8 protein-coding genes are annotated in these 14,154 nt (G+C 71.0%); 2 read left to right on the forward strand and 6 right to left on the reverse strand.

The genetic code is table 11. The features are described 5' to 3' along the window. Window positions 1–50 precede the first annotated feature (50 nt). From G7Z13_RS26915 to G7Z13_RS26930, 4 genes are all read right to left on the reverse strand, one after another. Entirely contained in the window at window positions 51–1,313 is a 1,263-nt protein-coding gene (locus G7Z13_RS26915) for a peptidoglycan recognition protein (protein WP_240926357.1), read from the reverse strand. 367 nt (window positions 1,314–1,680) lie between these two features. Further along, a complete protein-coding gene (locus G7Z13_RS26920; RefSeq protein ID WP_166002804.1) occupies window positions 1,681–3,210 on the reverse strand; it encodes a UDP-N-acetylglucosamine 1-carboxyvinyltransferase in 1,530 nt (509 codons plus the stop codon). Between the two features lie 65 nt (window positions 3,211–3,275). Beyond that, window positions 3,276–3,473, reverse strand: coding sequence for a DUF4236 domain-containing protein (locus G7Z13_RS26925; protein WP_166002805.1), 198 nt, complete (start codon window positions 3,471–3,473; stop codon window positions 3,276–3,278). A gap of 159 nt (window positions 3,474–3,632) precedes the next feature. Further along, window positions 3,633–4,868: an MFS transporter gene (locus G7Z13_RS26930; RefSeq protein ID WP_166002806.1), complete on the reverse strand. Its 1,236-nt coding sequence runs from the start codon at window positions 4,866–4,868 to the stop codon at window positions 3,633–3,635. 368 nt (window positions 4,869–5,236) lie between these two features. Here G7Z13_RS26930 and G7Z13_RS26935 point away from each other — a divergent pair, with 368 nt between their 5' ends. Beyond that, complete coding sequence (locus G7Z13_RS26935) at window positions 5,237–8,035, forward strand: aconitate hydratase (protein WP_166002807.1); 2,799 nt, start codon at window positions 5,237–5,239, stop codon at window positions 8,033–8,035. Window positions 8,036–8,186: 151 nt separating this feature from the next. Here the strand turns inward: G7Z13_RS26935 and G7Z13_RS26940 are convergent, their stop codons facing one another. Beyond that, entirely contained in the window at window positions 8,187–8,621 is a 435-nt protein-coding gene (locus tag G7Z13_RS26940) for a helix-turn-helix domain-containing protein (protein WP_166002808.1), read from the reverse strand. A gap of 192 nt (window positions 8,622–8,813) precedes the next feature. On the opposite strand from G7Z13_RS26940, the gene G7Z13_RS26945 reads away from it, so the two are divergent. Continuing rightward, window positions 8,814–10,241: an MFS transporter gene (locus G7Z13_RS26945; RefSeq protein WP_166005315.1), complete on the forward strand. Its 1,428-nt coding sequence runs from the start codon at window positions 8,814–8,816 to the stop codon at window positions 10,239–10,241. 77 nt (window positions 10,242–10,318) lie between these two features. Here G7Z13_RS26945 and G7Z13_RS26950 read toward each other — a convergent pair whose 3' ends face one another. Continuing rightward, entirely contained in the window at window positions 10,319–14,143 is a 3,825-nt protein-coding gene (locus G7Z13_RS26950; RefSeq protein ID WP_166002809.1) for a GH92 family glycosyl hydrolase, read from the reverse strand. Window positions 14,144–14,154: the final 11 nt, after the last annotated feature.

Consider the following 14,154-nt stretch of genomic DNA (forward strand, 5'->3'; position numbering starts at 1 on the left):
GCGGGGCCGCTGGACCGCGGGGCCGCCCGGGGACGCGGTGGGCGCGAGGGTTACCGCGTCGCGTACGGCGAGGCGGCGGCCTGGGTGCGGATGTCCGGCAGACGGTCGTAGAGGGTCTGCCCCGGGCAGAGGGTGGCGTAGCCGTCCCGGTGGCCCGAGATGGTGTACAGGGTGGCCTTCTCCCCGGGCTCGTAGACGCCGGTGTCCCCGGCGGCGGTCAGCGTGACCCGGCCCTGCGGGTCGACGCCGTCCAGGCCCAGCTTCCAGGCGGCGATGTCGGCGAGGGCGGACAGCGCGGCGGGGGTGGGCGTGCCGCCGTCCTCGTAGTTGCCGAGCAGGGAGACGCCGGACGAGACCCCGTTGAAGCCGTAGGTGTGGGCGCCGCGGACCCGCTGGTCGACCCCGCCCGCGCGGCCCTCGAAGAGGGTGCCGCACTTGTCGACGAAGAAGTTGTAGCCCACGTCGTTCCAGCCGTTCGACTGCACGTGGTAGACGAAGATGGCCCGGATCATGGCGGCGGAGTCGGCGCAGGTGTAGTCGTTCGTGCCCGCGGTGTGGTGGACGAACACGGCCTCCACCTTGGGGATGTACTCCGCGGGGTCCTTCACCAGCGACTCGTCGGCACCCCAGCCGGCCCGGCTGACGATGGGGGGACGGGCGGGGGCGGTGGTCTCGGCCCGGCCCTGAGACGTGGCCGTGGACGGGGCCGTCGCCGTGGCCTCCGCCGTGGCGGTGCCGGGGTCGATCAGGTCCAGGCGCAGACCGCCGGGTACGGCGCGCTGCCGGCCGTCGGCGACAACGCGCGCCTCGACCGCGTCGGACGGCCCCGTCCACAGTGGTTCGGAGGCACCGCGGGTGTCCGCGGCGGCCGCCTCGTCCGTCTCCGGCGCCACGATGTCGAAGTCCAGGTCCCGCCAGCCGGACCACCGGCCCGTCTCGGCGCTGCGCGTGCGGACCTGTGCGGTGCCGTCGAAGCGCCGGGTGTGGTCCGCCCAGGAGACGCCGATCAGCGAGAACTCCTCGGTCCCGGTGCGCGGCACGGTGCGCTCGGACGTGCCGGTCCCGCCGAACGCCAGGGTCCGGGCCCTCGCCGGGCCGCCGGCGTCCGCCGCACCGGACGGCTCGGCCGCGGCGGACGGCTCCGCACCGAATCGTTCCGCCGCGACGGAACGTTCCGCCGGGGCCGCGACCGCCGGGGCACCGGCCGCGACCGTCACCGGCCCGGCACCGCCGAGCACCGCCGCGCCGACGGCCAGCCAGGTCATACGCGCACGGCCGAGCACACGGCGCGCACGGGCTCCTCTGGGGCTCATGGCCCTCCTTCTTCTGTCGCTGTGACATCCCGCGACGCTTCCCCGGATATCGCGCTGCCGGCAGGCACTGGTTCCCCTCGGCAGGTGAGTCACCGGTGCACTCGGCTCGCGGACACCGAGTTCCGCGCGTTCATATCCCACGACGTCGGCCGTCTTCCAGCGACCGGAGATACGGGAGACCAGCTGACGCCCGTATGACCCTTTCGCAGGTGCCGGTCAGTCAACTGACAATAAATTCGCGTCAGTCGACGCTCACCGAAGCTGCCGCCGCACCTCTCGGCCCCGGAGAACCGGAGACCGGCTAATGGGCTGAACAGGTGGCCGGCGGCAGCGGCCGGCCACACGGCGGCGCTCCGGACCGGGGCGCTCAGATGTCCCGGAACGTCTCGATCTGCGCCCCCACCGAGTTCAGCCGCTCCGCCAGGTCCTCGTACCCCCGGTTGATGACGTACACGTTGCGCAGCACCGACGTGCCCTCCGCCGCCATCATCGCGAGCAGGACGACCACCGCGGGGCGCAGGGCCGGCGGGCACATCATCTCGGCGGCGCGCCAGCGGGTGGGGCCCTCGACGAGGACGCGGTGCGGGTCGAGCAACTGCAGGCGTCCGCCGAGGCGGTTGAGGTCGGTCAGGTAGATGGCGCGGTTGTCGTAGACCCAGTCGTGGATCAGCGTCTTGCCCTGCGCGGACGCCGCGATGGCCGCGAAGAACGGGACGTTGTCGATGTTCAGGCCGGGGAACGGCATGGGGTGGATCTTGTCGATGGGCGCCTCCAGCTTGGAGGGGCGCACGGTCAGGTCCACCAGGCGGGTGCGGCCGTTGTCGGCGACGTACTCGGGCGTGCGGTCGTGGTCGAGGCCCATCTCCTCCAGGACCGCCAGCTCGATCTCCAGGAACTCGATGGGCACCCGGCGCACGGTCAGCTCGGACTCCGTGACGACCGCGGCGGCGAGCAGGCTCATCGCCTCGACCGGGTCCTCGGAGGGGGAGTAGTCGACGTCGACGTCGATCCGCGGCATGCCGTGCACGGTGAGCGTGGTGGTGCCGATGCCCTCGACCTTGACGCCGAGCGCCTCCAGGAAGAAGCACAGGTCCTGGACCATGTAGTTGGAGGAGGCGTTGCGGATGACGGTGACGCCGTCGTGCCGGGCGGCGGCGAGCAGCGCGTTCTCGGTGACGGTGTCGCCGCGTTCGGTCAGCACGATCGGGCGGTCGGGGCGCACGCCCGGGTCCACCACCGCGTGGTACTGGCCCTCGGTCGCGGCGATGTCGAGGCCGAACCGGCGCAGCGCGATCATGTGCGGCTCGATGGTCCGGGTGCCGAGGTCGCAGCCGCCGGCGTAGGGCAGCTTGAAGCGGTCCATGCGGTGCAGCAGCGGGCCGAGGAACATGATGATCGAGCGGGTGCGGCGGGCCGCCTCCGCGTCGATGGACTCCAGGTCGAGGTCGGCCGGCGGCACGATCTCCAGGTCGACGCCGTTGTTGATCCAGCGGGTGCGCACGCCGATGGAGTTCAGCACCTCCAGCAGGCGGTACACCTCCTCGATCCGGGCCACCCGGCGCAGCACCGTGCGCCCCTGGTTGAGCAGCGAGGCGCACAGCAGGGCGACGCACGCGTTCTTGCTGGTCTTCACATCGATGGCACCGGACAGCCGGCGGCCGCCCACCACCCTCAGATGCATCGGGCCCGCGTAGCCCAGCGAGACGATTTCGCTGTCCAGGGCCTCGCCGATGCGGGCGATCATCTCAAGGCTGATGTTCTGGTTGCCCCGCTCGATGCGATTCACGGCGCTCTGCGAGGTGCCGAGCGCCTCGGCAAGCTGCGATTGCGTCCAGCCACGGTGCTGCCGGGCGTCACGGATGAGCTTGCCGATGCGTACGAGGTAGTCGTCTGCCATGGGGTTGAGGCTATCTCAGATATGAGATGGCACCTCCCCGGGGGGTCCGTTCGGGTGATGGACCGTCAACGACGCTTGGTGGTGCGGGTGCGACGCCACCCGAAAGGTCCGGGCAAATCCACCGATGTCGTACGACGTCCGGTGCTGCTGTGCGTATGGCGCGGGCCGTGGGCGCCGCCGGTCGTGATGGACCAGGAGCGCCGGTTGATGTTCAGCCGTACGCCGGGCAGGATCCGAAAACTCTTGCGAAACGTCAGGGGCATGGGTTCCTCCCGTGCGAGCGCTGATGTCTGCCTTTCGGTTACCCCGGTTCGGCCGGTCGATGGCCGCGCGTCGCGGTGTCGGGGCGTACGGCGGCGGGGCAACGGTGAGGGATCGGGCCGCGCGAGTCCGGTGCCGTCGCCGGGTGGCGGGCGAGCGGTTCAGGCCGCGGGTGCCTTTCCGGCGGCTCGAAGCTGCACCTGCCGCGCGTCCTGGTGGGTTTGCGCCCAGCGGACGGCGCGTGGTGCCGCCAGGCCGGTCAGCGCGAACATGGCGCCCACGACATACCACCCGGGGCGGCCCCAGCTGATGCAGAGCCAGATGAGCAGTCCTGGTCCGAGGGCCTCGGCCAGTCCGGCGCCGAGGCCGAACACGCCCAGGTACTGCCCCGTCGCGTGTCGTGGAGCGAGGGCGAAGGACACCTCGAAGCCGGCGGCGGAGTGCCACAGCTCGCCGACCGTGTGGATCACCACCGCGGTGATGAGCAGCGTCGCGGCGGCCCAGGCCGGCACCCCCGCGGACAGGGAGATCAGCGCGCACGCGATGAGGAACGCGACGCCTGCCCGGCGGTAGGCGTCTCCGCCGGCTGCGGGGGAATCGACGTGGCGACTGGCGCGTACCTGGAACGCGACGACGATGACGGTGCCGGTGAGCATGGTGCCGGAGATGAGCCAGTGCGGAGCCGCGGTGGCACCGACGATCCAGAGCGGGATGGCGACGGTGAGCACCTTGAACTGGATGGCCATGATGCCGTCGAGAGTGGTGAGCAGCAGGTAGGGCCGGTCTCGCAGGGCGATCCAGCGAGGGCCGCCGGTGGCGGGGAGGGGCGTGACCGGCGGGAGGAGGACCAGGAGCGCCGAGGAGACCGCGAAGGCGATCGCGTTGCCGATGATCATGAGCTGGTAGGCGGTGAGGGTGCCCACCTGAACGACCCATCCCGCTCCCAGGGCGCCGAGGGATATGCCGACGTTGGTCACCGCGCGGAGATGGGCCCGGAACTCCTGTGGCCGGTCCCCTCCGTAGTGCCTGATGAGCGGGGAGCGGGCGGCTGTTCCGGCTGCCTTCGCCCCGGCGGCCGCGCTGACCATGAGGACGAACGGCCAGAAGCTCTCCACCAGCAGGAAGCCGGCCGTGGCCAGGGCCTGGACGACAAGGGTGGCCGCATGGACGCCACGGGCTCCGTGCCTGTCCGCGAGGTGGCCGACGGCGATCCTCAGGGCCAGCGAGAAGAATCCGGCGATGCCGAGTCCGAGGCCCACCTGGCCGGCGGGCAGGTGGGCCGCCTGGGTGAAGTAGAGGACGCCTGCGGTCAGGTAGAGGCCGCTGCCGATGGTGTAGACGAAGTTCGACGCGGCCAGGATGCGTTGCGGTCCGGTATCCGGCAGCAATTGGGGCACGGCTGGGCTCCGCATCCAGGGCAGGCGGTAAGGACCCGTCCAGCTTGTTGCTTATTACTTGCAAGAGCAAGAGGTCTGCAGGCTTCTGATGGATCTGTCTGTCTGCCGCACCCAGTGGTCTGCTTATCCAGCCGCCGATGCCCCGCAAAGGCTGAACCGCCCCGGTTTGCAGGCAGGGCAAGCGGGGCGGGGCATGACCATCCCGCGCCCATGTACTAGAGTTATCTCGACATCGAGATATCTGCCGAGGCGCACCGCAGCCACCACAGCAGTAAGGTAGACCTAACTTAGCCTTACCTTAGCGGATCGGCCAAGCTCGCGTGGCGGCAGGATGCGGTGGTACGCGCACATCAATGAAGGAGACTGTCGTGTCGGCGAACAGCTTCGACGCCCGCAGCACGCTGCAGGTGGGCGACGAGTCGTATGAGATCTTCCGGCTTGACAAGGTCGAGGGCTCCGCCCGGCTGCCTTACAGCCTGAAGGTCCTGCTGGAGAACCTGCTCCGCACCGAGGACGGCGCGAACATCACCGCCGACCACATCCGCGCCCTCGGCAACTGGGACTCCCAGGCCCAGCCGTCGCAGGAGATCCAGTTCACGCCGGCCCGCGTGATCATGCAGGACTTCACCGGCGTGCCCTGTGTCGTCGACCTCGCCACCATGCGTGAGGCCGTCAAGGAGCTCGGCGGCGACCCGGCGAAGATCAACCCGCTGGCCCCGGCCGAGCTGGTCATCGACCACTCCGTCATCGCCGACAAGTTCGGCACCAACGAGGCGTTCAAGCAGAACGTCGACCTGGAGTACGGCCGCAACAAGGAGCGCTACCAGTTCCTGCGCTGGGGCCAGACCGCCTTCGACGAGTTCAAGGTCGTCCCGCCGGGCACCGGCATCGTCCACCAGGTGAACATCGAGCACCTGGCCCGCGTCGTCATGGTCCGCGACGGCAAGGCGTACCCCGACACCCTGGTCGGCACCGACTCGCACACCACCATGGTCAACGGCCTCGGCGTCCTCGGCTGGGGCGTCGGCGGCATCGAGGCCGAGGCCGCCATGCTCGGCCAGCCGGTCTCCATGCTCATCCCGCGCGTCGTCGGCTTCAAGCTGACCGGCGAGCTGCCCACCGGCACCACCGCCACCGACCTGGTGCTCACCATCACCGAGATGCTGCGCCAGCACGGCGTCGTCGGGAAGTTCGTCGAGTTCTACGGCGAGGGCGTCGCCGCCACCTCCCTGGCCAACCGCGCCACCATCGGCAACATGTCGCCGGAGTTCGGCTCCACCGCCGCGATCTTCCCGATCGACGACGAGACCCTGAACTACCTGCGCCTGACCGGCCGCTCCGAGCAGCAGGTCGCGCTCGTCGAGGCGTACGCCAAGCAGCAGGGCCTGTGGCTGGACCCGGCCGCCGAGCCGGACTTCTCCGAGAAGCTGGAGCTGGACCTCTCCACGGTCGTCCCCTCCATCGCCGGCCCCAAGCGTCCGCAGGACCGCATCGAGCTGTCCAAGGCCGCCGAGCAGTTCGCCAAGGACGTCCTCAACTACGTCGAGGCGCCCGTCGCGCAGCAGCCCGGTGCCGCGGCCTCCCCGGTCGACGAGGCCAGCGCCGAGTCCTTCCCGGCCTCCGACGCCCCGGCCTACGGCAGCCAGGAGAACGGCGCCGGCGCGCCGCAGCACGCCGAGGGCACCGGTGCCGCCGTCCCGTCGAACCCGGTCACCGTCACCGCCCCCGACGGCTCGACCTACACCCTGGACCACGGCGCGGTGACGGTCGCGGCCATCACCTCCTGCACCAACACCTCCAACCCGTACGTCATGGTCGCCGCCGCGCTGGTGGCCAAGAAGGCGGTCGAGAAGGGCCTGACCCGCAAGCCGTGGGTCAAGACCACCCTCGCCCCGGGTTCGAAGGTCGTCACCGACTACTTCGACAAGGCCGGGCTCACCCCGTACCTCGACAAGGTCGGCTTCAACCTGGTCGGTTACGGCTGCACCACCTGCATCGGCAACTCCGGCCCGCTGCCGGAGGAGGTCTCCAAGGCCGTCAACGACCACGACCTCGCGGTCACCTCGGTCCTCTCCGGCAACCGGAACTTCGAGGGCCGCATCAACCCCGACGTCAAGATGAACTACCTGGCGTCCCCGCCGCTGGTCGTCGCCTACGCCATCGCCGGCTCCATGAAGGTCGACATCACCAAGGACGCCCTGGGCACCGACCAGGACGGCAACCCGGTCTACCTGAAGGACATCTGGCCCTCCGAGGCCGAGGTGAACGACGTCGTCGCCAACGCCATCGGCGAGGACATGTTCACCAAGTCCTACCAGGACGTCTTCGCCGGCGACGCCCAGTGGCAGTCGCTCCCGGTCCCGACCGGCGACACCTTCGAGTGGGACCCGGAGTCGACCTACGTCCGCAAGCCCCCGTACTTCGAGGGCATGACGATGGAGACGACCCCGGTCACCGACATCACGGGCGCCCGCGTCCTGGCCAAGCTGGGCGACTCGGTCACCACCGACCACATCTCCCCGGCCGGCGCCATCAAGGCCGACACCCCGGCCGGCAAGTACCTCACGGAGCACGGCGTCGAGCGCCGCGACTTCAACAGCTACGGCTCGCGCCGCGGCAACCACGAGGTCATGATCCGCGGCACGTTCGCCAACATCCGCCTGCGCAACCAGATCGCGCCGGGCACCGAGGGCGGCTACACGCGTGACTTCACGCAGGAGGGCGGCCCGGTCTCCTTCATCTACGACGCCTCGCAGAACTACCAGGCCGCCGGGATCCCGCTGGTCGTCCTGGCCGGCAAGGAGTACGGTTCCGGCTCGTCCCGCGACTGGGCGGCCAAGGGCACCGCGCTCCTCGGCGTCAGGGCCGTCATCGCCGAGTCGTACGAGCGCATCCACCGCTCGAACCTCATCGGCATGGGCGTCCTGCCGCTGCAGTTCCCCGAGGGCGCCTCCGCCGAGTCGCTCGGCCTGACCGGCGAGGAGACCTTCTCCATCACCGGCGTCACCGAGCTGAACGAGGGCCGCACGCCGCGCACGGTGAAGGTCACCACCGACACCGGCGTCGAGTTCGACGCGATCGTCCGCATCGACACCCCCGGTGAGGCGGACTACTACCGCAACGGCGGCATCATGCAGTACGTGCTGCGCAGCCTGATCCGCAAGTGATCCGCGGATAATCCGCGAGCAAGCGGAACGGCAGGACCACACAAGGGCCGCACCCCGGCGACGGGGTGCGGCCCTCCGTCATGCGGCACCGGTGGCGGAACGGGCCGGATCCACACCGCCTGTGACCCGGTGCGCGCACCGCCCTCGCCGGTCAGGACGCCACGGCCCGGGCCGCCCGCCGGTCGTACTCGGCGCGCGCGGCGGCGATCTCGTTCTGGTGCTCCTCGGTCCAGGTCACCAGGGTGCGGATGGTCTCGTGCAGCGTCGCGCCCAGCGGGGTCAACTCGTAGTCCACGCGCGGCGGTACGACCGGGTGCACGGTGCGCTTGACCAGGCCGTCCCGCTCCAGCTGGCGCAGGGTGACGGTGAGCATGCGCTGGCTCACCCCGTCGATCTGACGGCGCAGTTCGGAGAAGCGGAGGCTGCGGCGCTCCAGCAGCGCGATCACCAGCAGGGACCACTTGTCCGCCACGCGGTCCAGGATCTGCCGTACCTCACACCCCTGCCGGACGTCCCACTGCAGGACCTCGTACTCGTCTTCGGTACCCGCGCAGTGAGTCGGTGACTTCGAAGTGCCTTCTTCCATAGCCGCCGAGCCTGCCCGAGGATTCCTGTGGTTACAAGAGGGAACCGCCCCGGCTCCGGTCCACGCGATGCTTTCGAGCCAGGTAACCGGCGGTCGCCCCGCTCTGCTCCCGTTCCGTTCCCGCGTCGCTTCCGACAAGGAGTCCTTTCCGTGACCGCACTGCATTCCCCTCCGGGCGGCGGCACCGACCGCATGAGTGGGCGCGCCTGGGGCGTGCTGTTCGTGCTCTGTGGCGCGATCTTCCTGGAGGGCGTCGACGTGGCCATGCTCAACGTGGCCCTGCCGTCCATCCGGGCCGACCTCGGCCTGTCCACCGGCATGCTCCAGTGGGTCATGAGCGCCTACGTCCTCGGATACGGCGGATTCATGCTGCTCGGCGGGCGCGCCGCCGACCTGTTCGGACGGCGCCGGATGTTCCTGTTCTGGCTGACCGTCTTCCTGCTCTTCTCCGGCCTGGGCGGTCTGGCCACCGAGGGGTGGATGCTGATCGTCGCCCGGTTCGTCACCGGTGTGGCGGCGGCCTTCATGACCCCGGCCGGCCTGTCGATCATCACCACCGGCTTCGCGGAGGGCCCGCAGCGCAACAAGGCCCTGCTGGTCTACTCGGGCACCGCGGCCGGCGGTTTCTCCATCGGCCTGGTGGTCGGTGGTCTGCTCGCCTCGGCCGACTGGCGCTGGGTGTTCTTCGCCCCGGTGATCCTGTCGTCCCTCATCCTGGTCGCCGGTGCGGTCCTCATCCCCGAGCCGGCCCGGCCCGAGCGCGCGGGCCGCAGCGTGGACGCGGCCGGCGCCGTCAGCGTCACGGCGGCCATCCTGCTCCTGGTCTTCGCCATCGAGCGGGCCGGCCACGAACCGGCGGGCACCACCGCGCTCACCGTGGCCGCCGCCCTGGCGCTGTTCGCGGTGTTCGTGCTGATCGAGCGGAAGGCGGCCGCGCCGCTGGTCCGGCTCTCCATCTTCCGCAACGGCGGCCTGGTGCGCGCCAACATCGCCGGACTGCTGTTCGCCGCCGGGTTCTTCGGCTTCCAGTTCATCGTCGTGCTCCACCTGCAGGAGCTGCGCGGCTGGTCCACGCTGGAGACCAGCTTCGCGATGATCGTGATCGGCGTCGACGCGATCCTGTCGCCGACGCTCACTCCGAAGCTGGTGCAGCGGTTCGGCAACGCCCGGGTCATCTTCGGCGGTCTGCTGCTGGCGACGCTGTCCTACGCGCTGATGCTGCCGCTGGGCCCGGACTGGACCTACCCGATGATGTTCCCGAGCCTGATCATCCTGGGCCTCGCCTTCTCGCTGGCCTACGGTCCGCTGACCATCGTCGCCACCGAGGGCGTCGAGGAGGACGAGCAGGGCGTCGCCGGCGGTCTGCTGTACACCTCCTTCCAGTTCGGCGCGGCGCTCGGTCTCTCGTCCGCCACCACCGTGCTCACCGCGGCGACCGACGGCACCGGCGACGCGGCCGTCCTCGACGGTCACCGCGCGGCGCTGTTCGTCCCGCTGGTGGCCGCCGCGCTCGCCGCCCTGGTCAGCGCCTTCGGCCTGCGCGCCAAGCCCGCCGCGGCACCCGCCGAGGCGGCCACCGCCACCGCCCCGGTCCCCGAACCGCTCGACACGGCCCGCTGACCCCGAGGCGGCGTAGCCGTCCACGCCGCGTCACCCAGGCCCCGGGCGCTCGCCCGGGACCTGGGTGGGTGCGCGCCTCAGCCCAGCAGCTCCACCTCCGCCAGCACCGCTTCCTCGCCCAGCACCAGCCGGTAGTGCGCGTACCGGCCCGGCGACGCCACGGAGAACGCGCGGGTCTGGCGGTCCCAGCGGAAGGACTCGTCCGTGCGTTCGTCCAGCGTCCGCCAGGTCGTGCCGTCGGCCGACCCCTGGAGGGTCCAGGAGGATGGGGCGCGGGTGTGGTCGGCGGGGGAGGTCAGGGTGTACTGCACGGCCTTGGTGCGGCCCGCGACGGGGAGGCCGACCGTCGTGACGGCCGCCTCGGTCGCCGAGGTGTCGTCGAAGAGCGGCCCGTCACCCCGCACAGCGTCCGCGCGCGGCACCGGCACCTCGTCGTCCGTCGTGATCGACACGGGCGCGGCGTGCCTGCCCGTGCCCCAGTCCGACGGCCTCGGCCCCATGTCGAACTCGATGACGCCGCCGCGGGCGAGCATCCGGTGGGGCAGTGCCGTGGAGTGCCAGGGACGGCCGTCGACCCGCACCGCCTGCACATAGACGTTCCGCGCGCTGTTGCGCGGCGCCCTGACCACCAGGTCCGCGCCGTTCTCCAGGTGCACCGTGGCCTTGGTGAACAGCGGTGAGCCGATGGCGTACTCGCCGCTGCCCATCACCAGCGGGTAGAAGCCGAGGGCGGAGAACAGGTACCAGGCCGACTGCTCGCCGTTGTCCTCGTCGCCGTGGTACCCCTGCCCGATCTCGCTGCCGACGTAGAGCCGGGACAGCACCTCCCGCACCTTCTGCTGCGTCTTCCACGGCTGCCCCGCCGCGTCGTACATGTAGATCGCGTGATGGGCCACCTGGTTGGAGTGGCCGTACATGCCCATCCGGACGTCCCGCGCCTCCGTCATCTCGTGGATGACCCCGCCGTACGAGCCCGCGAACTCGGGGGACGCGGTCTCCTGGGTGGCGAAGTACTCGTCCAGCTTCTCGGCCAGGCCCGCCCGGCCGCCGTACAGATTGGCCAGGCCCCGGCTGTCCTGCGGGGCGGTGAAGGCGTAGCCCCAGCCGTTGGTCTCGGTGTAGTCGTGGCCCCACACGCGCGGGTCGTACGACTCCGAGGGCACCCGCCAGTCGCCCTTCGCGTCCCGGCCCTGGAAGAAGCCGGCCTTCGCGTCGAAGAGGTTGACGTAGTCGCGGGCGCGGTCGAGGAAGTAGGCGGCCTCCTCCCGGTAGCGGCGCTCGCCGGTCTCCCGGTACAGCGCCTGGCCCATCCTCGCGATGCCGTAGTCGTTGAGGAAGCCCTCCAGCGCCCACGACAGGCCCTCGTGGGTGTCGGTGGACGTGTAGCCGAGGAACGGCGAGGTGGCCATGCCCTTGCGGCCGACGCCCGAGGACGGCGGCACCACCGTGGCGTTCTTCACGGCCGCCTCGTACGCCGCCTCCGCGTCGAAGTCCACGCCCTTGACGTACGCGTCGGCGAAGGCCACGTCCGAGGAGGTGCCGGTCATCAGGTCGGCGTAGCCGGGGGAGGACCAGCGGGAGGTCCAGCCGCCGTCCTTGTAGTGCTGCACGAACCCGTCGGCCAGCTCGCCCGCCCGGGACGGGGTCAGCAGGGAGTACGCCGGCCAGGTGGTCCGGTAGGTGTCCCAGAAGCCGTTGTTGACGTACACCTTCCCCTCGACGATCTTCGCGCCGGTGTGGGTGGGCGTGTCGGGTCCCGGCATGGGGGAGAAGGGCGAGGCGTATTTGTACGTCGAACCCACCTTCTCGTGGCCGGAGTTGGGGTACAGGTACAGGCGGTACAGGCTGGAGTACAGCGTGGTCAGCTGGTCCGGCGTCGCGCCCTCCACCTCGACCTTCCCGAGCAGCCGGTCCCACTGGCGCTGGGCGCGCGCCTTCACCGTCTCGAAGGACGTGCCGTCCGGGATCTCCTGGCGCAGGTTGTCCTTCGCCTGGTCGACGCTGATGAGCGAGGTGGCCAGCCGCAGGGTCACCGTGCGGTCGGCGCCCGCGGCGAAGCGCAGATAGCCCTTCACCCCCTGGGCCGCCCCGTCCGTGACCGGCTTGTCGAAGACGCCGTACACGAAGAGGCGGGTGGCGCCGGTGGACAGACCCGACTTCACGTCCGAGTAGCCCGTGACCGTCCCGGCGGCCGGGTCGAGCGTGAGGCCCGCCTGGTCCGTCACGTTGTCGAACACCACGCTCGCGTCGTCGCCGGGATACGTGAAGCGCAGCATCGCCGCGTGGTCGGTCGGGGTCATCTCGGCCCGCAGACCGTTCTCGAACCGGACGCCGTAGTAGTGCGGCCGGGCGGTCTCGTTGGCGTGCCGGAAGGGCAGCGCGCGGGCCGCGCGGCCGGTGTCGGGGATGCCGGCGGCCGCCGACGGCATCACCTGGAAGGTCTGCCGGTCGCCCATCCACGGGCTCGGCTCGTGGCTCGCGCTGAACGCCTGCAGGGTGGGCAGGTTGTCCGCGTTGTTCGCCCGCGCGTAGTCGTACAGCCAGCTCAGCGAACCCGCGTTGGTGACCGGTGTCCAGAAGTTGAAGCCGTGCGGCACGGCGGTCGCCGGGAAGTTGTTGCCGCGCGAGAAGCCGCCGCTGGAGTTGGCGCCGCGGGTGGTCACCGTGTAGTCGGACAGGTGCGCCCGGGGCGGCTCGGGGGGCGCGACGTCCAGGGTCACGTCGTCCACCCAGCCGCGGAACCGCGCCGGGCCCTTCGGCGCGTCGTACGCCACCAGGATCCGGTCGACGGTCTTCCCCGCGGCCACCGGGCCGATCCGCGCCACCACGTTGTTCCACTGGTTGACGTAGAGCACCTTGGCCGCGCCCTGCCCCTGCGGGGAGAGCCGGAAGCCGTGCTGGTCGGTGGCGGCCAGGTCGCTGAGGTAGGTGCCGTCCGTGAAGGCCAGGTCGACGGCGACATGGGTGGCCGCCCAGTCGAGGTCGCCGTCGGCCATCTGCGGGAAGACCCGGTAGGCGAGCCGGGTGTCGCGGGTGACGGCCACGTCGACGTCGAAGACCTTGTTGTACGCGTGACCCCGCCCGTCCGCGGTGTGCCGGCCGGCGTAGCGCAGGGCGCGCCGGCCGGTGAAACCGGCGCCGGCCTTCGCGGTGGGGGAGCCGGCGGGGCCGCGGTCGACCAGGGTGAGCATGTCCTCGGGGACCGGCCCGGCGGCGTCGCCGGTGGAGAACCGCACGTCGGCGAGCTGGAGCAGTCCGGCGCCGTGGTTCTTGGTGATGTCCAGCCGGAAATGCCGGAACTCGGCCGGCTCGGCCAGGTCGTACGTCTTCGTCTGGAACCGCTCGGAGAAGGACTCGCCGGTGCGGGTGTCGAGGGTCTTCCAGTCCTTGCCGTCCGCCGAGCCCTGCAGCGTCCAGTCGGCCGGGTCGCGGCCGGCGGCGTCGTTCGCGGAGGTGAGCGCGTACGTCACCAGCCGCACCGGCGCGTCCAGGTCGAACTCGGCCCAGCCGGTGGGCTCGAAAACCAGCCACTTGGTGCTCGGCTCCCCGTCGGCCAGGTTCTCCTTCACCTCGCCGGCGCCCGCGTTCTCCCCGCTGGCCCGCACCTCGGTGACGCGCTCGGTGACATCGCCCGGGACGCCGGTGCGGTAGCCGCCGTCGACGCCCGAGACGCGCCGGGTGCCGTCCGGGGCGGTCTCCGCGGTGCTCACCCAGTCGGGTGCCGCATCCTCCGCCTCGAAGGAGGAGGCGAACTCCCGGGCGGCCGGCTCCGGCGCGGCGGGCAGGGCGACCGCCGCGCCCGGCGAGCCCGCGGCCAAAGCGAAGGCGGCCGCCGAGACGACCGCCGTACTCCATCCGTGCCGACATCCACGCCGGCCTCTGTGCCGATATCCGTATCGCATACCCGAGCACC

Source organism: Streptomyces sp. JB150 (assembly GCF_011193355.1).
GTDB lineage: Bacteria > Actinomycetota > Actinomycetes > Streptomycetales > Streptomycetaceae > Streptomyces.